The sequence below is a fragment of the Xanthomonas sp. WHRI 6106 genome (assembly GCF_040202405.1).
GTDB lineage: Bacteria > Pseudomonadota > Gammaproteobacteria > Xanthomonadales > Xanthomonadaceae > Xanthomonas > Xanthomonas cannabis.
Genome location: NZ_JBEGFC010000001.1, coordinates 1 through 24,185, shown reverse-complemented (window position 1 = coordinate 24,185; position 24,185 = coordinate 1). Strand labels below are relative to the sequence as shown.

General features: G+C 62.7%; 35 protein-coding genes. 3 read left to right on the top strand and 32 right to left on the bottom strand.

Annotation, left to right across the window (positions count from 1 at the left end):
- Positions 1 to 60: 60 nt before the first annotated feature.
- Complete coding sequence (locus ABQZ09_RS00175; protein ID WP_039413197.1) at positions 61 to 555, bottom strand: peptidylprolyl isomerase; 495 nt, start codon at positions 553 to 555, stop codon at positions 61 to 63.
- A gap of 243 nt (positions 556 to 798) precedes the next feature.
- Between ABQZ09_RS00175 and typA the strand changes: the two genes are divergently transcribed.
- From typA to ABQZ09_RS00160, 3 genes are all read left to right on the top strand, one after another.
- Positions 799 to 2,628 carry a translational GTPase TypA gene (gene typA / locus ABQZ09_RS00170; protein WP_039413200.1) on the top strand — a complete coding sequence of 610 codons (1,830 nt, stop codon included), beginning with the start codon at positions 799 to 801 and terminating at the stop codon, positions 2,626 to 2,628.
- Positions 2,629 to 2,646: 18 nt separating this feature from the next.
- Positions 2,647 to 3,117, top strand: coding sequence for a DUF2127 domain-containing protein (locus ABQZ09_RS00165; protein WP_047695379.1), 471 nt, complete (start codon positions 2,647 to 2,649; stop codon positions 3,115 to 3,117).
- A 105-nt stretch (positions 3,118 to 3,222) separates the two neighbouring features.
- A complete protein-coding gene (locus ABQZ09_RS00160) occupies positions 3,223 to 4,836 on the top strand; it encodes an amidase (protein ID WP_349776094.1) in 1,614 nt (537 codons plus the stop codon).
- 178 nt (positions 4,837 to 5,014) lie between these two features.
- Here the strand turns inward: ABQZ09_RS00160 and ABQZ09_RS00155 are convergent, their stop codons facing one another.
- The 31 genes from ABQZ09_RS00155 to ABQZ09_RS00005 form a co-directional block, all read right to left on the bottom strand.
- A complete protein-coding gene (locus tag ABQZ09_RS00155; RefSeq protein WP_349775808.1) occupies positions 5,015 to 6,142 on the bottom strand; it encodes a mechanosensitive ion channel family protein in 1,128 nt (375 codons plus the stop codon).
- Between the two features lie 85 nt (positions 6,143 to 6,227).
- Positions 6,228 to 7,625: a class II 3-deoxy-7-phosphoheptulonate synthase gene (locus tag ABQZ09_RS00150; protein WP_349775807.1), complete on the bottom strand. Its 1,398-nt coding sequence runs from the start codon at positions 7,623 to 7,625 to the stop codon at positions 6,228 to 6,230.
- Positions 7,626 to 8,088: 463 nt separating this feature from the next.
- Positions 8,089 to 8,607, bottom strand: coding sequence for a disulfide bond formation protein B (locus tag ABQZ09_RS00145; RefSeq protein WP_184552666.1), 519 nt, complete (start codon positions 8,605 to 8,607; stop codon positions 8,089 to 8,091).
- 321 nt (positions 8,608 to 8,928) lie between these two features.
- Positions 8,929 to 9,312, bottom strand: coding sequence for a 50S ribosomal protein L17 (rplQ, locus tag ABQZ09_RS00140; protein ID WP_003486665.1), 384 nt, complete (start codon positions 9,310 to 9,312; stop codon positions 8,929 to 8,931).
- Between the two features lie 180 nt (positions 9,313 to 9,492).
- Positions 9,493 to 10,491: a DNA-directed RNA polymerase subunit alpha gene (locus ABQZ09_RS00135; RefSeq protein ID WP_002811635.1), complete on the bottom strand. Its 999-nt coding sequence runs from the start codon at positions 10,489 to 10,491 to the stop codon at positions 9,493 to 9,495.
- 53 nt (positions 10,492 to 10,544) lie between these two features.
- Positions 10,545 to 11,171, bottom strand: coding sequence for a 30S ribosomal protein S4 (gene rpsD, locus ABQZ09_RS00130; protein ID WP_002811641.1), 627 nt, complete (start codon positions 11,169 to 11,171; stop codon positions 10,545 to 10,547).
- Positions 11,172 to 11,186: 15 nt separating this feature from the next.
- Positions 11,187 to 11,579: a 30S ribosomal protein S11 gene (rpsK, locus tag ABQZ09_RS00125; RefSeq protein WP_003486671.1), complete on the bottom strand. Its 393-nt coding sequence runs from the start codon at positions 11,577 to 11,579 to the stop codon at positions 11,187 to 11,189.
- A gap of 10 nt (positions 11,580 to 11,589) precedes the next feature.
- On the bottom strand, positions 11,590 to 11,946 hold the full coding sequence (gene rpsM, locus ABQZ09_RS00120; RefSeq protein ID WP_003486672.1) for a 30S ribosomal protein S13: 357 nt from the start codon (positions 11,944 to 11,946) through the stop codon (positions 11,590 to 11,592).
- A 332-nt stretch (positions 11,947 to 12,278) separates the two neighbouring features.
- The gene (gene secY, locus ABQZ09_RS00115; protein WP_039412801.1) at positions 12,279 to 13,646 is read right to left on the bottom strand and encodes a preprotein translocase subunit SecY; all 1,368 of its coding nucleotides are present in this window, start codon (positions 13,644 to 13,646) and stop codon (positions 12,279 to 12,281) included.
- A 7-nt stretch (positions 13,647 to 13,653) separates the two neighbouring features.
- Complete coding sequence (rplO, locus tag ABQZ09_RS00110) at positions 13,654 to 14,097, bottom strand: 50S ribosomal protein L15 (RefSeq protein ID WP_003486676.1); 444 nt, start codon at positions 14,095 to 14,097, stop codon at positions 13,654 to 13,656.
- 4 nt (positions 14,098 to 14,101) lie between these two features.
- Entirely contained in the window at positions 14,102 to 14,293 is a 192-nt protein-coding gene (rpmD, locus tag ABQZ09_RS00105; protein WP_003486678.1) for a 50S ribosomal protein L30, read from the bottom strand.
- Positions 14,286 to 14,828: a 30S ribosomal protein S5 gene (gene rpsE / locus ABQZ09_RS00100; RefSeq protein ID WP_003486682.1), complete on the bottom strand. Its 543-nt coding sequence runs from the start codon at positions 14,826 to 14,828 to the stop codon at positions 14,286 to 14,288. The genes rpmD and rpsE overlap by 8 nt, the downstream gene beginning before the upstream one ends.
- Positions 14,829 to 14,986: 158 nt before the next feature.
- Positions 14,987 to 15,346 (bottom strand): 50S ribosomal protein L18, encoded by a 360-nt coding sequence (gene rplR, locus ABQZ09_RS00095; RefSeq protein ID WP_005993383.1) that lies wholly within the window; start codon positions 15,344 to 15,346, stop codon positions 14,987 to 14,989.
- An 88-nt stretch (positions 15,347 to 15,434) separates the two neighbouring features.
- Complete coding sequence (rplF, locus tag ABQZ09_RS00090; protein ID WP_228314452.1) at positions 15,435 to 15,962, bottom strand: 50S ribosomal protein L6; 528 nt, start codon at positions 15,960 to 15,962, stop codon at positions 15,435 to 15,437.
- Between the two features lie 15 nt (positions 15,963 to 15,977).
- Positions 15,978 to 16,376: a 30S ribosomal protein S8 gene (rpsH, locus tag ABQZ09_RS00085; protein ID WP_010371096.1), complete on the bottom strand. Its 399-nt coding sequence runs from the start codon at positions 16,374 to 16,376 to the stop codon at positions 15,978 to 15,980.
- 204 nt (positions 16,377 to 16,580) lie between these two features.
- Positions 16,581 to 16,886, bottom strand: a complete 306-nt coding sequence (gene rpsN, locus ABQZ09_RS00080; RefSeq protein WP_005917137.1) for a 30S ribosomal protein S14 — start codon at positions 16,884 to 16,886, stop codon at positions 16,581 to 16,583.
- An 18-nt stretch (positions 16,887 to 16,904) separates the two neighbouring features.
- The gene (gene rplE / locus ABQZ09_RS00075; RefSeq protein ID WP_010371090.1) at positions 16,905 to 17,447 is read right to left on the bottom strand and encodes a 50S ribosomal protein L5; all 543 of its coding nucleotides are present in this window, start codon (positions 17,445 to 17,447) and stop codon (positions 16,905 to 16,907) included.
- Positions 17,448 to 17,458: 11 nt separating this feature from the next.
- The gene (gene rplX / locus ABQZ09_RS00070) at positions 17,459 to 17,776 is read right to left on the bottom strand and encodes a 50S ribosomal protein L24 (RefSeq protein ID WP_003486696.1); all 318 of its coding nucleotides are present in this window, start codon (positions 17,774 to 17,776) and stop codon (positions 17,459 to 17,461) included.
- 15 nt (positions 17,777 to 17,791) lie between these two features.
- Positions 17,792 to 18,160, bottom strand: coding sequence for a 50S ribosomal protein L14 (gene rplN / locus ABQZ09_RS00065; RefSeq protein ID WP_003486699.1), 369 nt, complete (start codon positions 18,158 to 18,160; stop codon positions 17,792 to 17,794).
- Between the two features lie 14 nt (positions 18,161 to 18,174).
- Positions 18,175 to 18,444: a 30S ribosomal protein S17 gene (gene rpsQ / locus ABQZ09_RS00060; protein WP_003486701.1), complete on the bottom strand. Its 270-nt coding sequence runs from the start codon at positions 18,442 to 18,444 to the stop codon at positions 18,175 to 18,177.
- 11 nt (positions 18,445 to 18,455) lie between these two features.
- Positions 18,456 to 18,641 carry a 50S ribosomal protein L29 gene (gene rpmC / locus ABQZ09_RS00055; protein WP_003486703.1) on the bottom strand — a complete coding sequence of 62 codons (186 nt, stop codon included), beginning with the start codon at positions 18,639 to 18,641 and terminating at the stop codon, positions 18,456 to 18,458.
- A complete protein-coding gene (gene rplP / locus ABQZ09_RS00050) occupies positions 18,641 to 19,054 on the bottom strand; it encodes a 50S ribosomal protein L16 (protein WP_003486706.1) in 414 nt (137 codons plus the stop codon). Before rplP ends, rpmC begins: the two co-directional genes overlap by 1 nt.
- A 5-nt stretch (positions 19,055 to 19,059) precedes the next feature.
- A complete protein-coding gene (rpsC, locus tag ABQZ09_RS00045) occupies positions 19,060 to 19,794 on the bottom strand; it encodes a 30S ribosomal protein S3 (protein ID WP_039412819.1) in 735 nt (244 codons plus the stop codon).
- 17 nt (positions 19,795 to 19,811) lie between these two features.
- The gene (rplV, locus tag ABQZ09_RS00040; protein ID WP_002811686.1) at positions 19,812 to 20,147 is read right to left on the bottom strand and encodes a 50S ribosomal protein L22; all 336 of its coding nucleotides are present in this window, start codon (positions 20,145 to 20,147) and stop codon (positions 19,812 to 19,814) included.
- 12 nt (positions 20,148 to 20,159) lie between these two features.
- Positions 20,160 to 20,429 (bottom strand): 30S ribosomal protein S19, encoded by a 270-nt coding sequence (rpsS, locus tag ABQZ09_RS00035; protein WP_005993369.1) that lies wholly within the window; start codon positions 20,427 to 20,429, stop codon positions 20,160 to 20,162.
- Between the two features lie 6 nt (positions 20,430 to 20,435).
- Positions 20,436 to 21,263 carry a 50S ribosomal protein L2 gene (rplB, locus tag ABQZ09_RS00030; RefSeq protein ID WP_003486715.1) on the bottom strand — a complete coding sequence of 276 codons (828 nt, stop codon included), beginning with the start codon at positions 21,261 to 21,263 and terminating at the stop codon, positions 20,436 to 20,438.
- A gap of 10 nt (positions 21,264 to 21,273) precedes the next feature.
- Positions 21,274 to 21,573, bottom strand: a complete 300-nt coding sequence (gene rplW, locus ABQZ09_RS00025; protein ID WP_002811694.1) for a 50S ribosomal protein L23 — start codon at positions 21,571 to 21,573, stop codon at positions 21,274 to 21,276.
- Entirely contained in the window at positions 21,570 to 22,175 is a 606-nt protein-coding gene (rplD, locus tag ABQZ09_RS00020; protein WP_010371054.1) for a 50S ribosomal protein L4, read from the bottom strand. Before rplD ends, rplW begins: the two co-directional genes overlap by 4 nt.
- A gap of 12 nt (positions 22,176 to 22,187) precedes the next feature.
- Positions 22,188 to 22,838: a 50S ribosomal protein L3 gene (gene rplC, locus ABQZ09_RS00015; protein WP_011036123.1), complete on the bottom strand. Its 651-nt coding sequence runs from the start codon at positions 22,836 to 22,838 to the stop codon at positions 22,188 to 22,190.
- Positions 22,839 to 22,849: 11 nt separating this feature from the next.
- Positions 22,850 to 23,161, bottom strand: a complete 312-nt coding sequence (rpsJ, locus tag ABQZ09_RS00010; protein ID WP_003486723.1) for a 30S ribosomal protein S10 — start codon at positions 23,159 to 23,161, stop codon at positions 22,850 to 22,852.
- A gap of 460 nt (positions 23,162 to 23,621) precedes the next feature.
- A partial coding sequence (locus ABQZ09_RS00005; protein ID WP_349775806.1) for an EF-Tu C-terminal domain-related protein occupies positions 23,622 to 24,185 on the bottom strand: 564 nt, incomplete at its 5' end.

Sequence of the window (24,185 nt, the reverse complement as noted above, 5' to 3'; positions counted from 1 at the left end):
CCTGGCGGCGCGCGTTGACAAGCAAACGGCCGCACAGGGCGGCCGTTCGACAGGATGCGATCAGGCGGCGAGGATCTTGTTCCACTCCGCAACGCGGTCGGCCTTGGCGGCCAGCACGGCGTCGGTATCGCCTTCAATGGTGAGGGTGTTGATGGTGTCGCCCTGGGCAACGCTATCGACCACGTCCAGGCCCTGGGTGACCTTGCCGAACACGGTGTGCTTGCCATCCAGCCACGGCGTGGCGGTGTGGGTGATGAAGAACTGGCTGCCGTTGGTGTTGGGGCCGGCATTGGCCATGGACAGCACGCCGCGCTCGTGGCCGACACCGTTATTGGTCTCGTCTTCGAACCGGTAACCCGGGCCGCCGCGACCGGACCCTTCCGGGCAGCCGCCCTGGATCATGAAGTCGGCGATGACGCGGTGGAAGCTCAGGCCGTTGTAGAAGCCGCGCTTGGCCAGGTTGACGAAGTTGGCAACGGTCAGCGGAGCCTTCTCCGGGTACAGCTCGACGACGATCGGGCCGCGGGACGTGTCGAAAGTGGCGATCAGGGACATGGAAATCCTTGCAGGTTCTGGAGTGATCAACAGCCCATTAGGATACACCCGGGCGCGTGACCAGCCGCGCGGTTACGACCATGGTCCAACGGTCCTGACCGCCCCGGCCGCTCGGCCCGTCACGCTGGCTGAATGGGCGATCTGAATCGACTTTGGTCAATTGGCAACGGCAGCGCAATGAAACCGCTATAATGTCGGGCTTACCTCATCTCAAGACTGGCGCCAGACAGGGGCCCTTTCCGCATGTCCATTGAAAAACTCCGCAATATCGCCATCGTCGCGCACGTCGACCATGGCAAGACCACCCTCGTCGACTGCCTGCTGAAGCAGTCCGGCACCCTGTCCGAACGCACCGTCTTGGCTGAGCGCGTGATGGACAGCAACGACCAGGAAAAGGAACGTGGCATCACGATCCTGGCCAAGAACACCGCCATCACCTGGCAGGGCAACCGCATCAACATCGTCGACACCCCGGGACACGCCGACTTCGGTGGCGAAGTCGAGCGCGTGCTGTCGATGGTGGACTCGGTGCTGATCCTGGTCGACGCGATGGACGGCCCGATGCCGCAGACCCGCTTCGTGACCCAGAAGGCCTTCGCGATGGGCTTCAAGCCGATCGTGGTGGTCAACAAGATCGACCGTCCCGGCGCACGCCCGGACTGGGTGATCGACCAGGTGTTCGACCTGTTCGACAAGCTCGGCGCCACCGACGAACAGCTGGACTTCCCGATCGTCTATACCTCCGCACTGAACGGCTACGCCAGCCTGGATTCGGACGTGCGCGACGGCGACATGACCCCGCTGTACGAAGCGATCATGCAGCATGTGTCGGCCCCGGACGTTGACCCGGACGGCCCGTTCCAGATGCGCATCAGCCAGCTGGACTACAACAACTTCGTCGGCGTGATCGGCATCGGCCGTATCCAGCGCGGCGTGCTGAAGAAGAACATGCCGGTCAGCGTGATCGACCGCGAAGGCAAGAAGCGTCAGGGCAAGGTGCTGCAGGTGCTGGGCTTCCTCGGCCTGGAGCGCATCGAGCAGGACACTGCCGAGGCCGGCGACATCGTGGCCATCTCCGGCATCCAGGAACTGACCATCTCCGACACCGTGTGCGCGCTCGATCACCCCGAAGCGCTGCCGGCGCTGACCGTGGACGAGCCCACCATCTCGATGACCTTCCAGGTCAACAACTCGCCGTTCGCCGGCAACAAGGACCTGTCCGGCGGCAAGTTCCTGACCAGCCGCCAGCTGCGCGACCGCCTGGACCGCGAGAAGGTGCACAACGTGGCGTTGAAGGTCGAGGAAGGCTCGGACGCCGACAAGTTCCTGGTCTCCGGCCGTGGCGAACTGCACCTGTCGGTGCTGATCGAAAACATGCGCCGTGAAGGCTACGAGCTGGCCGTGTCGCGTCCGGAAGTCATCATCAAGGAAATCGACGGCAAGCTGATGGAGCCGATCGAACAGCTGGTGGTGGACATCGAAGAACAGCACCAGGGTGGCGTGATGGAAAAGCTGGGCACCCGCAAGGGCCAGCTGAAGAACATGGAGCCGGACGGCAAGGGCCGCGTGCGTCTGGATTACATGATCCCGGCGCGTGGCCTGATCGGCTTCCAGAACGAATTCCGCACCCTGACCCAGGGCTCGGGCCTGCTGTTCCACGTATTCGACCATTACGGTCCGAAGGAACAGGGCGCCATCGCCAAGCGCCAGAACGGCGTGATGATTGCCAATGCACCGGGCGCAACGCCGGCCTATGCACTGGGACCGTTGGAAGAGCGTGGCCGTCTGTTCGCCGCTGAAGGCGACAACGTGTACGAAGGCCAGCTGATCGGCATCCACTCCAAGGACAACGATCTGACCGTCAACGCGATCAAGACCAAGCCGCTGACCAACATGCGCGCGTCGGGCAAGGACGATGCAATCAAGCTGACCCCGGCCATCAAGTACACGCTGGAACAGGCGCTGGACTTCATCGAAGACGACGAGCTGGTGGAAGTCACCCCGAAGGAAATCCGCCTGCGCAAGAAGTTCTTGACCGAAAGCGACCGTAAGCGCGCTGGCCGTTCCGGCTAAGCACTGACGACCACTGTCGTGAGCAACACGCCCTACAGCCCGGATGCGCGCGCGCATCCGGGTCTCCACGCGATTGCCTTGCTGGAGGCGGTCAAGGGCACGCTTGCGTTGCTGGCGGCGACGGGCCTGGAAATTCTGGGCCCGCTTCCGTTGCAGCATGCGGTCAGCACGCTGATCCGCCGTTTCAATCTGGACCCCGACCACGGCGCACTGCCGTCGTTGCTCAAGACCATCAACCCCGATGCCGTACACCTGGCTGCCGCGGCCATGCTGGCCTATGGCCTGCTGCATGTGGTGGAAGCGTGGGGCCTGTGGCGTGCCCGGGCCTGGGCCTCGGTGCTGGGCTGCCTGTCGGCGGCCATCTATCTGCCTTTCGATATCTATGCCATCGTCCGCCATCCCGGCTGGACCGCCTGGGCCGTGCTGGCGATCAATCTGATCGTGGTCGGCGTATTGGCGCGCGATCTGGTCCGGCGTCGGCGCCGCTGACCCGCCCTGCCCGTCTGCGGGCACGCCTTATCCGTTGTCACCCCGACGCAGCGCCGTTAGCCTGCGGACAGTTCCCGGGGAAGACCATCCATGCGATCCACCGTCCTGTCCTTTGCGCTGTCGCTGGCCTTGTGCAGCTGCGCGCATGCCGATGACCCGGCACGCCCGGCAACCGCGGCCGCCCCGTCTACCGCTACGCTCGATCTGGTCGATGCCGATGTCGCCGGCCTGCAGGACCGCATGCGCGATGGCGGCACCACCAGCCTGGCGCTGACGCGCGGCTATCTGCAGCGGATCGCCAGCATCGACCGCGCCGGTCCGCAGCTCAACGCCGTGATCGAACTCAATCCACAGGCCGAAGCCGATGCGCGCACGCTGGATGCAGAGCGCCGCGCCGGCCGCGTGCGCGGGCCGCTGCATGGCATTCCGGTGCTGCTCAAGGACAACATCGACGCGCTGCCCATGGTCAACAGTGCCGGCTCGCTGGCCCTGGCCGGATTCCGCCCGACACGCGACGCCTTTCTGGTGCAGCGCCTGCGGGCCGCCGGCGCGGTGATCCTGGGCAAGACCAACCTGAGCGAGTGGGCCAACTTCCGCTCCACCCAGTCCAGTTCCGGCTGGAGCGCCCGCGGCGGGCTGACCCGCAATCCGTATGCGCTGGACCGTAACCCGTGCGGCTCCAGCGCCGGCACCGGCGCGGCGATCGCCGCCAGCCTGGCCACGCTCGGCATCGGCACCGAAACCGATGGCAGCATCACCTGCCCGGCCTCGGTCAATGGCCTGGTTGGACTCAAGCCGACCGTTGGCCTGGTCAGCCGCGACGGCATCATTCCAATCTCGTCCAGCCAGGACACCGCCGGGCCGATGACGCGCAGCGTGGCCGACGCGGCCGCGCTGCTGCAGGCCATCGTCGCACCCGACCCGCAGGACCCGGCCACGCACACTGCGCCGTCGTCCACTCCAGACTATCTCACCCACCTCAAACCCGACGGCCTGCGCGGCGCGCGCCTGGGACTGCTGCGCAATCCACTGCGCGAGGATCCCGCGATCGCCGCCGCATTGGATCGCGCCGTACAGACCTTGCGCGCGGCAGGTGCCACGGTGGTTGAGACTGCCCTGGTCACGGACGGCAAGTGGGATGCTGCTGAGCAGATGGTCTTACTGGTCGAATTCAAGGCCGGCTTGAATGCCTACCTGCGCAGCCATGCCGCGCCGGTCAAGGATCTGGACGCCCTGATTGCATTCAATCGCGCCAATGCGCAGCGCGAAATGCCTTACTTTGGCCAGGAGTTGTTCGAGCAGGCGCAGGCGGCGCCGGGCCTGGAGGACCCGGGCTATCTGCGCGCGCGTGCCAGCGCCAGACGGCTCGCCGGCGATCAAGGCATCGACGCGGCCTTGAAGGCCGACCGCCTAGACGCCCTGATCGTGCCGACCACCGGCGCCGCCTGGGTCACCACGCTCGGCAAGGGCGACACCTTTCCCGGTGCCGGATACGGCGCCGCAGCAGTGGCCGGGTATCCAAGCCTGAGCGTGCCGATGGGGCAGACCCAAGGCTTGCCGCTCGGACTGCTGTTCATGGGCACTGCCTGGAGCGAGCGACGCCTGATCGAACTGGCCTATGCCTACGAGCAACGCAGCCGCGCGCGGTTCGCGCCCGGCTATGCGCCGAGCGCACCGCCGTCGACACCGGGCGCATCGCAACCGAAGACGGCCGACTGACCGCACCGCAAGGCAATGCGGCGGCGGTACGGGCATCAACGTCGTGAGACAGCCTCACCCGGCTGTCGCGCTGTTTGCCGCCCAGGCAGCTGCGCACCGTCGTCCGTCCGATGCGCAGCATGGCGAACCGCTTGACCGCCAGCGCACACCTACGCGACAGGCATGTCTGCCGGCAACGCTAGATCGATGCTGCAGGCTCGCCGTCTTCCGCACCCGGCGAACGTACGCTCTCCGGCGAGATCGGTTCTGCGGCGCGCGACACCGGCTTTTCCTGCGCCGCAATTTCGGCGCGGATCCTGGGCAGCGCATAGGCGTGCTCGCGGGTCAGGAAATCGATCATGCGTTCGCGCACCAGGCAGCGCAGATCGAACGCATCGCCGGAATTGCGCGCGCTTACCAGCAATCGTACCTGGATGGTGTTGTCGCTGGTATCGGTGATCTGGGTGACGCAAACGCGGCCATCCCATAGCGGCTCGCTCTGACAGATGCGTTCCAGTTCAGAGCGCACCGCCGCGATCGGTGTGCGGTAATCCAGCCACAGGAACGCGGTACCGAGTAGGTCCGCACTGGCGCGCGTCCAGTTCTGGAACGGGTTTTCGATGAACCAGGTCAGCGGCACCACCATGCGCCGCTCATCCCAGATCCGTACCACCACATACGAGCTGCCGATCTCCTCGATGCGGCCCCATTCGCCTTCCACGATCACCACATCGTCCAGACGGATCGGCTGGGTCAGCGCGATCTGCAATCCGGCGATCAGGTTGCCGAACACTGGCTTGGCCGCAATACCGGCCACCAGCCCGATGATGCCGGCCGAGGCCAGCAAGGTCTTGCCGATCTGGCGTACTTGCTCAAAGCCCAGCAGCACCACCGAAATGCCGAGCAGGATCACCGTGCCCATCACGACACGGCTCAGCACCCGCGTCTGGGTCTGGATGCGTCGGGCAGTGAGGTTATCGGAGACTTCGATCGGATTGCTGCGCAGGATCGCCGCCTCGCCGGCAGCGACCGCACGCACCAGCAACCAGGTTACGCAGCCGACGATGCCCACGTGCAACAGGCTCTGCAACGCAATCAGTGCCTTGCCTTCCAGCGGAATGGCTTCTGTGGCGATCCGCAAAAACAACAGCGGCAGGATGAACGCCGCCGGCAACGTGATCACGCGGATGATGCGCGCACGGCGGTAGTCGCGGCCCTGCATGCGGCGAAACAGCCACAGCATCAGCGACCAGGTGACGACGCCGGCCAGCAGCGCGGCGCCAAGCGGAATTGCGTATTCGCGGATGACGTTCCAATCGGCAGTCAAACCGTTCCTCCTGTGGGGGGAGAGAGGGATGGCTGCCAGAGCATGCCGCAAGCGGCATGAGCGTCACGTCATGCGCACACGCCGCTCATGCGCCCAGCGGTTGCGACGCCACCTGTTGCTGCTTGCGCACGATTGCCATCGCAATTTCCAGCGACTGTTCGTAGTTCAGGCGCGGATCCACGCTGGAGCGGTACGCGCGCTCCAGATCGCGCTCGGTCAACTCGCGCGCGCCACCGGTGCACTCGGTGACATCTTCGCCGGTGAGTTCCAGATGCACGCCCCCCAGCCGCGTGCCGGCGGCCGCATGCAGGTCGAACGAGGTCTCCACCTCGCTGCGGATATTGTCGAAACGCCGGGTCTTGTAGCCATTTCCGGTGCTCTCGGTATTGCCGTGCATCGCATCGCACACCCACAGCACGCGGCGCCCGTCACGCTTGACCGCGTCCAGCAGCGGCGGCAGTTTTTCGGCAATCTGCGCCGCACCCATGCGATGGATGAAGCTCAGACGTCCCGGCTCGTCTTCGGGGTTGAGCACATCGATCAGGCGCAGCAGCTGGTCCGGCTGCACCGACGGCCCCACCTTGATCGCGATCGGATTGCGCACGCCGCGCAGGTACTCCACGTGCGCGCCATCCAGCGCCGCGGTGCGCATGCCGATCCACGGGTAGTGCGTGCTGAGGTTGAACCAGCCCCACTGGCGCGGCACCTGCCGCGTCAGGCCTTCTTCGTACGGCAGCAGCAGCGCTTCGTGCGAGGTGTAGAAGTCGATGCGATTGAGGTTGTACACCTCCGAGCCGGACAAGGTCTCCATGAAGCGCACCGCATCGCCGATCGAAGCCACCATCTTCTGGTAGTCCGCCGCCAGCGGCGAATAGCCCACCCAGTCCAGATTCCAGTACTCGGGGTGGTGCAGGTCGGCGAAGCCGCCGTCGATCAAGGCGCGCACGAAATTCATCGTCATCGCCGAACGCGAATGCGCGGTGATCATGCGGCGCGGATCGGGCACACGCGCCGCCTCGGTGAAGGCAGGCGCATTGATCACATCGCCGCGATAGCTCGGCAAGGTCACACCATCACGGGTTTCAATATCGGCCGAGCGCGGCTTGGCGTATTGCCCGGCAAAGCGGCCCACCCGTACCACCGGAAGGCGCAGGCCGTGCACCAGCACCAGGCTCATCTGCAGGAGCACCTTGAGGCGATTGGAAATGGTGCCCGATTCGCAATCGCTGAAGTTTTCCGCACAGTCGCCGCCCTGCAGCAGGAAGCGCTTGCCCTCCTGGGCTTCGGCCAGCTGGCGCTTGAGCGCGAAGATCTCCCATGAGGTCACCAGCGGCGGCAGCTGTCCCAACTCGTCCATGGCGGCCTGCAACGCGCCCTGGTCCGGATACACCGGCAGCTGCAGCGCTGGTTTGCCACGCCAGCTACCGGGCGCCCACGACGAGGCAGCGGTATCGGAAACGGAAGTTGGGGCGGAAAGATTCATGACGAGGCTCCTGGACAGCCCGTGATGGTGGCAGAGCCGGGCGCGTCAGGCAAAGCAGCGATGCGAAGTCCACTGCCAGCATCGGGGCGCGGTCACATCAGAACCTGCACCGCTACGGCGGACGCGGGTGAACGGCAAGCAAAGCGCCGATAGTGGGTACGACTTCCAACCTACGCCAGTGTTGCTCGCGAGCAGCAGGTTGAGGGGTTACCCATCGCTGGCCAATCGTGCAGCCGCCATGCCCCCGGGCTGCTTTCCGCTGCCATCGCCGCCATCCTGCTGTCCTCCGTCTCAGTCACGGCCGCCGCCATCGCCGCCGAGGCTGCCGCCCTGCAGACACCGAGCTGGATACCGTCTGTACGAAAGCGCGGCGCAACCACGCGCTACCGCGTTCAGGTCAGCGGCAGGCTTCCGCCTCCAGGCTCCGGCCGCCATCGCCATCCATTCAGCCGCACACCACGCGTCAGTGGTGAACCAAGCTACGTCGCGCCTTGAAGCCGGCATACAGCGCCCAGAGTGCAAGCGAGACAAACCAGACCATGCTCCACATCGGCATGCTCAGGCCCAGAAAACGCCAATCGATGTTGCCGCAGTCACCAGTGCCGGTCAGCACGGTACGGAACACTTCAAAGGGCCCCATCGTCTCGCTCAGGAAGCTCAGCGGCGGACCGCATGACGACATCATGTCCTTGGGCCGGATCTGCACCCAGACATGCCGCGCCGCGATGCCCATGCCCACGCCTGCCGCGATGAAGCTCAACACCCCGTAGACCTTGCGCGCCCCAGCGCGCCGCGGCCCGTGCAATGCGCCCAGCAGGAAGAACACGGCCAGGGCGGCAAATGCGATGCGCTGGAAGATACACAGCGGGCACGGTTCGAGCCCAAGGTGCAACTGCACATAGATCGCATAGGCAAGCAGTCCTGCACACGCAAGAAAGCCCAACAGAAACTGCGCCCGAAAACCCCAACGAAATGGATTCATCGTTACTGCTTGCCTAGGATCGAGCCCCGATTATCAGTCATCGCCGCCGCCGTGACCACGCACGCCTCCACGTGCCCGTCGCATGCCGCGAAGAATGCCGCAGGCCAGCCTGACGACTCAGTCTGCATCCGGCCACTGCACTCTGGCGATCGACGGCACGCACCCCGAACGCGCCCGCAGCCCATGCACGGAACAGGGCAATACCCCACGCGCAGCATCCTAAACGCGCTGAAGGACACCTGCCGCACATGCCGGGTACATGCCAAACAAAAAGCCCGGCATCAGCCGGGCTTTTCGAGAATCCTGCAAAGTGCGATCCGATTACTCGGCCACTTCCTCTGCCACGACCGGACGGTCGACCAGCTCGACGTACGCCATCGGCGCATTGTCACCGGCGCGGAAGCCGGCCTTCAGGATGCGCAGGTAGCCGCCGGGACGGGTCGCGTAACGCGGGCCCAGTTCGACGAACAGCTTGCCCACTGCTTCCTTGTCGCGCAGGCGGGCAAACGCCAGACGACGGTTGGCAACGCCATCGACCTTGCCGATGGTGATCAGCGGCTCGGCGACGCGACGCAGTTCCTTGGCCTTCGGCAAGGTGGTCTTGATCAGCTCGTGCTTGAACAGCGAAGCGGCCATATTGCGGAACATGGCTTCGCGGTGCGCGCTGGTGCGGTTGAATTTACGACCGGATTTCTGGTGACGCATGAGTGTAATTTCCTAAAGAATGTTGAGACTGCTTTGAGAGACGTTGTCGCCATCCTGGCGCTGCTGAATGGACTGCGGTTGGTCCGAGCCGGCCGTCCTTCGACCGGATGTCATCGCGGGCTCTGGCCCGTCGATGTAAAAAACAGCATGGGCGCCCGAAGACGCCCATGCCTTGATGCATTAACCAAGCATGCCGTGCTGGGCGACGCCGGCCGGCGGCCAGTTCTCCAGCTTCATGCCCAGTGCAAGGCCGCGCTGTGCCAGCACTTCCTTGATTTCGGTGAGTGACTTCTTGCCCAGATTCGGGGTCTTGAGCAGCTCCACTTCGGTCTTCTGGATCAGATCGCCGATGTAGTAGATGCTCTCGGCCTTCAGACAGTTGGCCGAACGCACGGTCAGCTCGAGGTCGTCGATCGGGCGCAGCAGCACCGGATCCACGCCGCTGGCAGCCGGCTTGGCCGCACCGCGATCACGGTGGGTGAAATCGCCGAACACCGACAGCTGATCGCTGAGGATGTCGGCGGCGGTGCGCACGGCTTCCTCGGCATCGATCGTGCCGTTGGTTTCGATATCGATGACCAGCTTGTCGAGGTCGGTACGCTGTTCGACGCGTGCAGCTTCCACGGCGTAAGCAACGCGACGCACCGGCGAGAACGACGCATCCAGCATCAGGCGACCGATGGTACGGGTCTCCTCGTCCGGACGACGACGCGCAGCAGCCGGCTGGTAGCCAAACCCACGCTCGATCTTCAGGCGCATGTTCAGTGCGGTGTCTTTGGTCAGGTGGCAGATCACGTGGTCGCCGTTGATGATCTCAACGTTGTGATCGGTCCTGATGTCGGCCGCAGTGACCGTGCCCGGACCCTGCTTGGACAACGACAGCGTGGCGCTATCGCCACTGTGCATACGAATGGCCACATCCTTCAGGTTCAGCAGGACGTCAAGCACGTCTTCCTGCAAACCTTCGACCGTGGTGTACTCGTGCAGCACGCCGTCGATCTCGACCTCGGTGATCGCAAAACCGGGGATCGACGACAACAACACACGACGCAGGGCATTGCCCAGCGTGTGCCCGTAACCGCGCTCCAAGGGTTCGATCACGACCTTGGCACGGTTGTCGGTAAGACGTTCGATCTGCGGACCACGGGGGCGCAGAACCTGGTTGGCGGTAACCGTCATGTTGCGGGGTCTCCTGCGAACCTCCGGCAATGCCGGAGGCTCTCCAATGTGAATTACTTCGAATACAACTCGACGATCAGCGCTTCGTTGATATCCGAAGGCAGGTCAGCGCGATCCGGCACGGCCTTGAACACGCCGCTGAACTTCTTCGAATCGACTTCAACCCACGACGGCGTCATGTCGTGCTGCTCAGCCACGGTCAGGGCTTCCTGCACGCGGAGCTGCTTCTGTGCCTTTTCCGACAGCGTGATCGCATCGCCAGCCTTGATCTGGTACGAGGCCAGATTCACCGACTTGCCATTGACCAGCACGCCACGGTGCGACACCAGCTGGCGCGCGGCCGGACGGGTGACGGCAAAGCCCATGCGGTAGCACACGTTATCCAGGCGGGTTTCCAGCAACTGCAGCAGGTTCTCGCCGGTGTTGCCCTTCTTGGTCGAGGCCTTCTTGTAGTAGTTGCGGAACTGGCGTTCCAGCAGACCGTAGATACGCTTGACCTTCTGCTTCTCACGCAGCTGGGTGGCGTAGTCGGAGAGCTTGCCCTTGCGAGCCGCGCCGTGCTGGCCGGGCTTCTGCTCAAGCTTGCACTTGGAGTCCAGCGCACGCGCCGGGCTCTTGAGGGAAAGGTCGGCGCCTTCGCGGCGGGCGAGCTTACAGGTAGGACCGATATAACGAGCCATTTCTTATCGCTCCCTTTAGACGCGACGCTTCTTCGGCGGACGGCACCCGTTGTGCGGGATTGGCGTCACGTCGATGATGTTGGTGATCTTGTAGCCCACGTTGTTCAACGAACGCACGGCCGACTCACGGCCCGGACCCGGACCCTTGATACGCACTTCCAGCGACTTCACGCCGTAATCGAGCGCAGCGCGGCCAGCCTTTTCGGCGGCAACCTGAGCAGCGAACGGGGTCGACTTGCGCGAACCACGGAAACCGGCGCCGCCGGACGTAGCCCACGACAGTGCATTGCCCTGGCGATCGGTGATGGTGACGATGGTGTTGTTGAACGAAGCGTGGACGTGCGCAACGCCGTCAGTGATGACGCGCTTGATCTTCTTCTTCGTTTTCTTTTCTGCTGGCTTGGCCATGATCTATCCCTTACTTCCTGATCGCCTTGCGCGGACCCTTGCGGGTGCGGGCGTTGGTACGGGTGCGCTGACCACGCAGCGGGAGACCACGGCGATGACGCAGACCGCGATAGCAGCCCAGGTCCATCAGTCGCTTGATCGCGATACCGATTTCACGGCGCAGGTCGCCTTCGACGACATACTTGCCGACTTCGGCGCGCAGGCGCTCGATTTCGGGTTCGGACAGATCACGAATCTTCGTGGTCGAGGTAACGCCTGCGGATTCGCAGAGCTTCTTCGAACGGGTACGGCCGATGCCGTAGATGCTTTGCAACCCGACCCAGACGTGCTTCTGGGCTGGCAGGTTGACGCCTGCAATACGCGCCATGACGCGATTCTCCAACTGAGTGATGGCCCGACAGCGCCCAGGCGCCATCCGGCAGGATGGATCAAAAGTGAACTCGGAATTATAGCAAGGCCTCGGATTGCTTTGAAGCCCGTGGAACCAAAGGTTCCATGGACCCGGCGTGGGGAGTGTGCCCTCGCTCCGGCGCCGGACGGTGTTGATCCAGAAACCCTCTCCGAATCGCCTGTGCTACTCCCGCACAGGACCACCCCGTCACACCCGCGCGCGAGACGTCGCGCGAGCCGCCCTTCTGATCGGAAGATCGTGGCCCGGGAACCAGGCCGTCTTCACGTAATGAAGATCTAGTGTACCACTTAACCGCGCGCCAGACCGCCGCGCGAGCCGCCCTTGAGGTTGGCCTTCTTCAGCAAGCTCTCATACTGATGCGACATCAGGTGCGCCTGGATCTGGGCAATGAAGTCCATCACCACCACCACCGCAATCAGCAACGAGGTACCGCCGAAATGGAACGAAGTGCCGAGCTGCGTACGCATGATTTCCGGCAGCAGGCAGACGATCACCAGGTACAACGAGCCGGCTGCGGTCAGGCGCGTCAGCACGCCATCCACATAATCGGCCGTCGCCTTGCCCGGACGGATGCCCGGAATCAACGCGCCCGACTTCTTGAGGTTGTCGGCAGTTTCCTGCGAATTGAACACCAGCGCAGTGTAGAAGAATGCAAAACCAATGATCAGCGCCGCAAATACCAGCATGTGCACCGGCTCGCCAGGACCCAGCGCGTTGGCGATCTTCTGCAGCCACGAGCCAACACCGCTACCCGACGCCGCCTGGCCAGACCACATCGACAGCGTGGCCGGGAATGCCAGGATGCTGGATGCGAAGATCGGCGGGATCACGCCAGCCATGTTGAGCTTCAACGGCAGGAACGAGGTCTGGTTCATGTACGCATTGCGACCGCCCTGGCGGCGCGCGTAGTTGACCGTGATCCGCCGCTGCCCGCGCTCGACGAACACCACGAACAGCGTAAACGCCAGGATGGTGATGACGATCAACAGCAGCGAGATGAAACTCAGATTGCCTTCGCGGAACGCCTCAACCGTCTGGATCGCGGCAGACGGAAGGCCCGCCACGATGCCCGCGAAGATGATCAGCGATACGCCGTTACCGATGCCGCGCTCGGTCACCTGCTCGCCAACCCACATCAGAAAGATGGTACCGGCGGTCAACGCGATCACCGCGGTGAGCACGAAACCCATGCCCGGCGCATACACCACCGGAGCACCACCCGGCGCCGTCTGATTCTGCAGCGCCAGCGCGATACTGCCGCCCTGCACCACTGCCAGCAGCACCGCACCGATACGCGAATACTGGGTGATCTTGCGTCGGCCGGACTCACCTTCTTTCTGCATCGCCTTGAGCGCGGGAAAGATGTGCGTGGCCAACTGGATCACGATCGATGCCGAGATATACGGCATCACATTCAACGCAAAAATACTGAAACGGTGCAGGGCGCCGCCCGAGAACATGTTGAACATGTCCACGATGCCGCCGCCCTGCGCCTGCATCAACGAAAGCATGGCATCGGGATTGACGCCCGGCACCGGCACATAGCAGCCGATGCGATAGACGATCAATGCCCCAAGGACGAACAGTAGCCGCTGGCGAAGTTCCGTGAACTTGCCGAGCCCGCCACCGAGGTTACCAATGCCAGCCTGCGCCATCTGCCGATTACTCCTCTACGCTGCCGCCGGCAGCTTCGATTGCCGCCTTGGCGCCCGCGGTTGCCGCAACGCCCTTCAGCACGAACTTCTTGCTCAGCTCGCCCTTCAGCACGATCTTCGCCTTCTTAGCGCGGCTCGGGACCAGATTGGCCGCACGCAGCGCTGCGAAATCGACATCGCCGGCATCCAGCTTGTCCAGCTGATACGACAGCACTTCTGCGGTATCGCGCGCCATCTTGGAGCGGAAACCGATCTTGGGCAGACGGCGCTGCATCGGGGTCTGGCCGCCTTCGAAGCCGGCCTTGATCTTGCCGCCACCCTTACGAGCGAACGAACCCTTGTGACCGCGACCAGCGGTCTTGCCGAGGCCCGAACCGATACCACGACCGACGCGGGTGCGCTCGGTACGGGCGCCGTCGGCCGGCTTGAGGTCATTAAGACGCAGAGTCATGGGATTACTCCTCAACCTTGACGAGGTAGTGAACCGTATTGATCAGGCCACGCACCTGCGGGCTGTCCTTCAGTTCACGCACATCGTTGAGCTTATTCAGGCCCAACGCACGCACCGACAGGCGGTGACGCGACTGGGTTCCACGCAGGCCACGCACCAGGCGCACCTTCACGGTCTTGTTGGTGTCCTTAGCCATGGTTGAGCTCCTCCACCTTCTTGCCGCGCTTGGCCGCAACGCGTGCCGGCGACTGCACTTCCGACAGACCCTTCAGAGTCGCGCGGACCAGGTTGATCGGATTACGCGAACCAACAGCCTTGGCCAGCACGTTCTTGACGCCAACCGCTTCCAGCACCGCGCGCATGGCGCCGCCTGCGATGACGCCCGTACCTTCCGAAGCCGGCTGCATGTACACGCGTGCTGCACCATGGCCCGACTTGACGGCATGCCACAGGGTGCCGTTGTTCAGATCGACAGTGGCCAGGTTCTTGCGTGCCTGCTCCATCGACTTCTGGATGGCAACTGGCACTTCGCGCGCCTTGCCATAACCGAAACCGACCTTGCCCAGACCATCGCCGACCACGGTCAGCGCGGTGAAGGTGAACTGGCGGCCGCCCTTGACCGTCTTGCTGACGCGGTTGACCGCGACCAGCTTTTCGATCATGCCATCGTCGACTTTCTCTTCGCGGTTACGGTCGCGATCACGACCCCGCGGTGCACGTTCTTCTGCCATCTTGATTCCTTGATTGATTGAGTATGTACGGCTCGAAGCCGCTTATGGTTGTGGAGTCACGCAGTGTTCCCGATGCCGCTGCAAAAGAACGGGTCGGTCCGGCATCTCCCTGCCGGCGGTATCGCGGACGTGGTCGATGACCACATCCGCAGCAGTACTTAGAACTGCAGGCCGCCTTCGCGAGCTGCATCGGCGAGCGCCTTGATGCGGCCATGATAGCGATAGCCCGAGCGGTCGAAGGCGACCTTCTCGATGCCCGCAGCCTTGGCGCGCTCGGCGATCAGCTTGCCGACCTTGACGGCCGCATCGCTGTTCTTGCCGTTCTTCAGGCCGTCCTTGACGTCGGCCTGCAGGGTGTTCGCAGCAGCGATCACCTTGGAACCGTCGGCAGTGAAGACCTGGGCGTACAGGTGCTGACCGGTGCGCAGCACCGACAGACGGGCGACGCCCAGCTCACGGATGTGTGCACGGGTCGATTTGGCACGACGCAGGCGGGCAATATTCTTGTTGATGCTCATGATATGTGTCCTACGGAAGCTGAAGGAAGAGCGCGTTCCTGTCAAAAGTCCGCACATGGATGTGCGGGCTCTTGCGAGGGACTCGCCATTAAGCCTTCTTGGCTTCCTTGCGAATGATGACTTCACCGGCGTACTTCACACCCTTGCCCTTGTAGGGCTCCGGCGGACGGAAACCGCGGATCTTGGCGGCGACTTCGCCGACGCGCTGCTTGTCGGCGCCCTGGACCACGATTTCGGTCTGGCTCGGGGTCGACAGCGTGATGCCTTCCGGCGCCACGAACACCAACGGGTGCGAGAAGCCGAGCGCCAGGCTCAGATCCTTACCCTGCATGGCGGCACGGTAACCGACGCCGACCAGCTCGAGCTTGCGCTCGAAGCCTTCGGACACACCCTTGACCATATTGGCCAGAATGGCGCGCACGGTGCCGGTGATGGCGATCTGCGACGGATCATTGGCCGACAGCGTGGCAACGTCGCCATCGATGGCGATTTCCACGCCCACCGGCTTGGGCAAAGTCAGGGTGCCCTTCGGGCCCTTGACGCTGACCAGCTCAGGCTGGACGTTGAGCTCAACACCCTTCGGAAGGGAAACAGGCTTCTTGGCTACACGGGACATGTTCGATTCCTTCCCTTAGGCCACGAAGCACAGGACTTCACCACCAACGCCGGCTTCGCGAGCCTGCGCATCGGTCATGATGCCCTTCGACGTGGAGATGATGGCGATACCCAGGCCACCTAGGACCTTGGGCAGCTCGGTCTTGCCGCGGTACTGGCGCAGACCCGAGCGCGAGAAACGCTTCAGGGTCTCGATGACCGGGCGGCCTTCGAAATACTTCAGCACGATTTCCAGCTCCGACTTGTTGTTTTCGGTGGCCGTAACGCGCAGGTCGGTGATGTAACCCTCGTCCTTCAGGACCTGGGCGATCGCAACCTTGATCTTGGACGACGGCAATTTCACCGTCTGCTTACCAACCGCGGCCGCATTCTTGATGCGAACCAGCAGGTCGGCGATGGGATCAGTCATGCTCATATGAGTACCTTTGAGTGCACCGATATCCGCTTTCGCGAAAATCTTGTGTTTTCCTGGGGACGGGCCAGGACCCTTGACGCCACGTCAAACCCGCACGGGCAAGACAGAAGCGGAAGTATACGACAAAAGAGCCCGACTTGCGTCGGACTCCCTTGTTGAACAGAACAATCCTGCTCAAACCGGCCGCGAGCGGCCGGGCTGCTGTTACCAGCTTGCCTTGCGCAGGCCCGGAACGTCGCCGTTCATCGTGGCCTTGCGCAGCATGTTGCGACCCAGGCCGAACTTGCGGTAGACACCGCGCGGACGACCAGACAGCTCGCAACGGTTGCGGTGGCGGCTCGGCGACGAATCGCGCGGCAGCTTCTGCAACTTGGTCGACGCATCGATCTTCTCTTCGTAGGATGCATCCTGGCTGGAGAGGATCTTCTTCAGCGCGTCACGCTTGCCGGCAAATTTCTTCGCCAGCTTTGCGCGCTTGATGTCGCGGTGGATCATGGAGGTCTTTGCCATTTCGGATGTCCTCTATGGTCAGTTACGGAACGGGAACTTGAACGCTGCCAGCAGCGCCTTCGCTTCCGCATCCGTCTTGGCGGTGGTGGTGATGGCGATATCCATACCGCGGATCGCGTCGACGGCGTCGAAGTCGATTTCCGGGAAGATGATCTGTTCCTTCACACCCATGTTGAAATTGCCACGACCGTCGAAGGAACGACCGGACACACCACGGAAGTCGCGCACGCGCGGCAACGAGATGTTGATCAGGCGATCCAGGAACTCGTACATCTTGGCGCGACGCAAGGTGGTCTTGCAGCCGATCGGCCAACCGTCACGAATCTTGAACGATGCGACCGAAACGCGCGACTTGGTGACCACCGGCTTCTGGCCGGAGATCTTGGACATGTCGGCGACCGCATTTTCCAGAATCTTCTTGTTGGTAGCCGCCTCGCCCACGCCCATGTTGAGCGTGACCTTGACCAGCTTCGGCACTTCCATCGGATTGGTGTAGCCGAATTCCTTCATCAGGGCCGGCACCACGTTTTCCTTGTAAAACTTTTCGAGACGAGTGTTCATGATCTCATTCCTCAGGCGTCGAGCGCCTCACCGCTGGAGCGGAACACACGCAATTTGCGTCCATCCTCCAGCACCTTGAAGCCAACGCGCTCGCCCTTGCCCGTTGCCGGGTTGACGATATTGACGTTGGAGATATGGATCGACGCTTCACGCTCGACCACGCCGCCGGCGACACCCGCCTGCGGGTTCGGCTTGGTGTGGCGCTTGATGACGTTGGCGTTGGAGACGATCACGCGATCGCCGTCCACACGCACCACTTCACCCTGCTTACCCTTGTCCTTGCCGGTGTTGATGACGACCTGGTCGCCCTTCTTGATACGGTTAGCCATGTGTATGTCCTCCGCTCACAGCACTTCGGGAGCGAGCGAGACGATCTTCATGAACTTCTCGGAACGCAGCTCGCGCGTCACCGGCCCGAAGATGCGGGTCCCGATCGGCTCCTGCTTGTTGTTCAACAGCACAGCGGCATTGCCATCGAAGCGGATCAACGAACCGTCGGGACGGCGCACACCCTTGCGGGTACGCACCACGACGGCGTCGTAGACTTCGCCCTTCTTGACCTTGCCACGCGGAATGGCGTCCTTGACGGTCACCTTGATGATGTCACCGATATGTGCGTAGCGGCGCTTGGAGCCGCCCAGCACCTTGATGCACATCACTTCCTTGGCACCCGAATTGTCGGCGACATCGAGGTAGCTCTGCATCTGGATCATGATTCAGATCTCCCTTATTCGGCCGAACGGGTGACGATTTCCACCACCCGCCAGTTCTTGGTCTTGGACATTGGCGCAATTTCGGTCACGCGCACGACATCGCCTTCATTGCAGGCATTGTCGGCATCGTGTGCGTGCAGCTTGGTCGAGCGCTTGATGTACTTGCCGTACAGAGCATGCTTGACCTGGCGCTCCACCAACACGGTGACCGTCTTGTCCATCTTGTTGCTGACGACACGGCCTTCGACCGTGCGCAGCGTTTGCTTTTCGTTATTGTCGCTCATCGCGGCCGTCCTTACTTGGTGCTGCCGAGCAGGTGCTTGACGCGAGCAATCTCGCGGCGCACCCGGCGGGTTTCGTGGGTCTTCGGCAGCTGGCCGGTGACCTGCTGCATACGGAGCGAGAACTGCTCCTTACGCAGGTCGGTCAGGTGGGCCTTCAGTTCGTCAGCCGACTTTTCGCGGAGTTGTTTGATATCCATCAGCGCACCGTCCGGGTCACGAAAGTGGTCGTCACCGAGAGCTTGGCAGCGGCAAGGCGGAATGCCTCACGTGCGGTCTCTTCGGGAATCCCCTCGATTTCATAGATCATGCGGCCCGGCTGAATCTGCGCGACCCAGTACTCCACGTTGCCCTTACCGGAGCCCATGCGGACTTCGATCGGCTTCTTGGTGATCGGCTTGTCGGGGAACACACGGATCCACATCTTGCCGCCCTTCTTGACATGGCGGCTGATCGTGCGGCGTGCTGCTTCAATCTGGCGCGCGGTCAGCTGACCGTGCGCCGTGGCCTTGAGGCCATATTCGCCGAAGCTGACGGCGTTTCCGCTCCATGCCAGGCCGTCATTGCGGCCCTTGTGCATCTTGCGATATTTGGTTCGCTTGGGTTGCAACATTGCCGTTACCTCGCTTCACGAGCCGGGCGCGACGGGCGGTCACCACGGTCGCCGCGATCGTTACGATCGTTGCGCGGGCTGTCGTCCTGCTTTTCCTGGCCAACCTGGGAGAAGTCGAAAACCTCGCCCTTATAGATCCAGACCTTGATACCGATGATGCCGTACGTCGTGGACGCCTCGGCAAAACCGTAATCAATGTCGGCACGTAGCGTGTGCAGCGGCACGCGACCTTCGCGGTACCACTCCGAACGGGCGATTTCTGCACCGTTGAGGCGGCCAGCCACGTTGACCTTGATGCCCAGGGCACTCAAGCGCATCGCGTTACCAACCGAGCGCTTCATTGCGCGGCGGAACATGATGCGACGCTCGAGCTGCTGCGCGATCGACTCGGCGACCAGCTGCGCATCCAGCTCCGGCTTGCGCACTTCGGTGACGTTGATGTGCGCCGGAACGCCCATCAGTTCGCTCACTTCCTTACGCAGCTTTTCAATATCCTCACCACGCTTGCCGATCACCACGCCCGGACGGGCGGTGTGAATGGTGACGCGGGCGGTTTTGGCAGGGCGCTCGATCAAGATCTTGCTGACACCTGCCTGCGCGAGCTTCTTGCGCAGCATTTCACGCACTTTCAGGTCGGCTGCCAGGTAACCGGCGAAGTCGCCCTTGTTTGCGTACCACTTGGAGTTCCAGTCTTTGGAGATACCAAGACGGATTCCAGTCGGATGAACTTTATGACCCATGGTCTTTTCCTTTCCGCTTACTTGGCGGCGCCGACAATCACAGTGATGTGACTGGTGCGCTTGAGGATGCGGGTACCGCGGCCTTTCGCCCGCGCCATGAAACGCTTCAGGGAGGGACCTTCATCAACCATGATGGTCTTGACCTTCAGCTCGTCGACATCCGCGCCCTGATTGTTCTCGGCATTGGCAATAGCCGACTCCACTACCTTTTTGATCAGGTGTGCAGCCTTCTTGTCCGAGAACTTCAGCAGATTGACCGCACGCTCGGCGGACAAACCACGCACCTGATCAGCGACCAGGCGGGCCTTCTGCGGGGAGATGCGCGCGGTGCGCAGGATTGCTTTCGCTTCCATCGTCATCTCTCCTTACCTGCTCGACTTCTTGTCGCCACCGTGACCCTTGAAGGTCCGGGTGACGGCAAATTCGCCGAGCTTGTGGCCGACCATATTCTCGTTGACGAGCACCGGAATGTGGTTCTTGCCGTTATGCACGGCGATGGTGATGCCTACCATTTCGGGCAGGATCATCGAACGGCGCGACCAGGTCTTGATCGGCTTCTTGCTACCCGCAGCGGACTCCACCTTCTTTGCAAGGTGGTGATCGACGAACGGGCCTTTCTTAAGTGAACGTGCCATGGTCGATTAGCCCCTACGATCGCGGACGATGAACTGCTGGGTGCGCTTGTTCTTGCGCGTCTTGTAACCCTTGGTCGGAACACCCCACGGGGTGACCGGATGCGGATTACCCTGACCAGCCTTCGCTTCACCACCACCGTGCGGGTGATCGACCGGGTTCATGGCCGCACCGCGAACGGTCGGGCGAACACCGCGCCAACGCTTGGCGCCGGCCTTGCCCAGCTTCTCGAGGTTGTGCTCGTCGTTGCCGACTTCACCGATGGTGGCGCGGCATTCGACCGGCACCTTGCGCATTTCGCCCGAACGCAGACGCAGCGTGGCATAGATGCCCTCGCGAGCGACCAGCTGGACGGCTGCACCGGCAGCACGTGCGATCTGAGCGCCCTTACCCGGCTTCAGCTCGATACCGTGAACCGTCGTACCGACCGGGATGTTGCGCAGCGGCAGCGTGTTACCGGTCTTGATCGGCGCATTCGCACCAGCAATGACCTGGTCGCCAGCCTTCAGGCCCTTCGGGGCGATGATGTAGCGACGCTCGCCATCGACGTAGCACAGCAGGGCGATATGAGCGGTACGGTTCGGATCGTATTCGATCCGCTCCACACGCGCCGGAATGCCTTCCTTGTTGCGCTTGAAGTCGATGATGCGGTAGTGCTGCTTATGGCCACCACCGACGTGACGCACGGTGATGCGGCCATGGTGGTTACGACCACCGGACTTGCTCTGCGAGTCGAGCAGCGCCGCGTGCGGTGCGCCCTTGTGCAGATCGGGAGTAACCACGCGCACGGCGGAACGACGGCCGGGAGAGGTGGGTTTGAACTTCATCAATGGCATGGGATGGACCTCAGGCCTTGGCCGTTACGTCGATGGACTGACCATCAACCAGGCGGACGTACGCCTTGCGCCAATTGCCACGGCTGCCAGCACGGTTACGGAAGGACTTGCTCTTGCCCTTGACGTTGACCACGTTGACTGCCTTGACCTTGACGTCGAACAGCTGCTCAACCGCGGCCTTTACATCGGCCTTGGTGGCTTCGTTCGAAACTTCGAAGACATACTGGTTGGAGATTTCCTGCAGGCGCGCGGTCTTTTCGGAGACTCGCGGAGCACGCAGCACGCTGAAGATTTTTTCGTTGCTGCTCATGCCAGCCACTCCTCGACCTTCTTGACCGCATCGGCGGTGATCACGACCGTATCGGCCCCGACCAGCGCGACCGGATCCAGACCCTGCACATCACGCACCTGCACATACGGCAGATTGCGGGCGGACAGATACAGGTGCTCGGAGGCTTCTTCGGTGACGATCAGCGGGCGCTTGCCCACATCCAGTCCCTTCAGCTTCTCGATCAGACCCTTGGTCTTGGTCGCTTCGAGGTCGAACGCGTCGACGATCATCAGACGACCCTGACGGTTCAACTCGGAGAAGATCGCGCAGATGGCCGCGCGATACATTTTGCGGTTGACCTTCTGCTCGAAGCTGCGCGGCTTGGCCGCAAAGGTCACGCCGCCGCCGACGAAGATCGGAGCCGTCAGTGCGCCATGACGCGCGCCGCCGCCCTTCTGCTTCTTCGACTTCTTGGTCGTGCCCGCAACTTCCGAACGCGTCTTCTGTGCCTTGGTACCAGCGCGACCGGCGTTGCGATAAGCGACGACGACCTGGTGAACCAGATCCTCGCTGAATTCGCGACCGAACACGGCATCGGAGACCGAGACCTTGTTGTTGCTACCCGTGATAACGAGTTCCATCGTCATCTCTCCTTATGCCTTGCTCGCCGGACGGACGATCACGTCGCCACCAGCTGCGCCAGGCACGGCGCCGCGGATAGCAATCAGACCACGCTCGACGTCGACCTTGACCACTTCCAGGTTCTGCGTGCTTTGCTGCACGGCGCCCATGTGGCCCGACATCTTCTTGCCCGGGAAAACACGACCCGGGGTCTGGCGCTGACCCAGCGAACCCGGCGCGCGATGCGACAGCGAGTTACCGTGGGTTGCATCGCCCATACGGAAGTTGTAGCGCTTGATGGTGCCCTGGAAACCCTTACCCTTGGTGACGCCCTGGACGTCGACCTTCTGGCCGACCTCGAAGATGTCCGCCTTGATTTCGCCGCCAACGGCGAAATCGCCGAGCTGCGCATCTTCAACGCGGAATTCCCACAAGCCACGACCCGCTTCGACCTTCGCCTTGGCGAAGTGACCGGCGGCCGGCTTGTTGACCAGTGCGGCGCGACGCGCGCCAACGGTAATCTGCACGGCGCTGTAGCCGTCAACTTCGACGGTCTTGATCTGCGCGATGCGGTTCGGAGTTGCTTCGATCAGCGTGACCGGTACCGAGCGGCCGTCTTCAGTGAAGACGCGGCTCATACCAGCCTTGCGGCCCACGAAGCCCAACGAATATTTCTTCGTCATGGTCGTAGTCCTCAGGTGAGCTTGATCTGGACGTCGACGCCAGCCGCGAGTTCGAGCTTCATCAGCGCGTCCACGGTCTTGTCGTTGGGGTCGACGATATCGAGCACACGCTTGTGCGTGCGGGTTTCGTATTGGTCACGCGCATCCTTGTCGGCATGCGGGGATACGAGGATGGTGTAACGTTCGATCTTGGTCGGCAGCGGGATCGGGCCACGCACTTGCGCGCCGGTCCGCTTGGCCGTTTCGACGATCTCGCTGGCCGAACGGTCGATCAAACGATGATCGAACGCCTTCAACCGAATCCGGATCTTTTGTTCCGACATGACGGAAGCTTCCTTCGTTAAAAGAGCGACGGGCAAGGCCTCTGGGATACCTGCCCCGATATTCCTGCGTTGGTGAAATCGCCGTACTTCCTGCCGACGAGGGCTTTCCTCCGCCCAAAAACTGAGGCAGCCCGGTAAACCGGCCTGCCCAGACGGAAAAGTATAATGCGCAGCTAGAGCACGGTCAACAACGTATGAGTTGTTGAGTGCTCCATGCAACACGACCTTCCCGGTCTGGCGAACACGAGCGGCATCCTGCCGTTCTTTTCGCTGTAACCCAGCGCCCTACCCAGGGACACCGAGCCGCGCATTATAGCGACGTAGATTTCAGCGCGCAAGCGCAGAACCTGCAGCCGGATGTCGGTAAACCAATCTAGGCCGAGGGGCAATAAAAAGGGCCGGCTTGCGCCGACCCTTCCGTGCGACGCCAGCGGCAAACGCCGCCGACTGCAGGCACTGCTTACTTGATGACCTTGGCAACCACGCCGGCGCCGACGGTGCGGCCACCTTCACGGATTGCGAAGCGCAGGCCTTCGTCCATCGCGACCGGGTTGATCAGGGTCACGACCATCTTGACGTTGTCGCCCGGCATCACCATCTCCACGCCTTCCGGCAGCTGGCAGGCGCCAGTGATGTCGGTGGTGCGGAAGTAGAACTGCGGACGGTAGCCCTTGAAGAACGGGGTGTGACGGCCACCCTCGTCCTTGGACAGCACGTAGACTTCGGCTTCGAACTCGGTGTGCGGCTTGATCGAACCCGGCTTGCACAGCACCTGGCCACGCTCCACGTCGTCACGCTTGGTGCCGCGCAGCAGCAGACCGGCGTTGTCGCCTGCCTGGCCCTGGTCCAGCAGCTTGCGGAACATTTCCACGCCGGTGACCGTGGTCTTCTGCGTGTCGCGGATACCGACGATTTCGATTTCGTCGCCCACCTTGATGATGCCGCGCTCGATACGACCGGTCACCACGGTGCCGCGGCCGGAGATCGAGAACACGTCTTCGACCGGCATCAGGAACGGACGGTC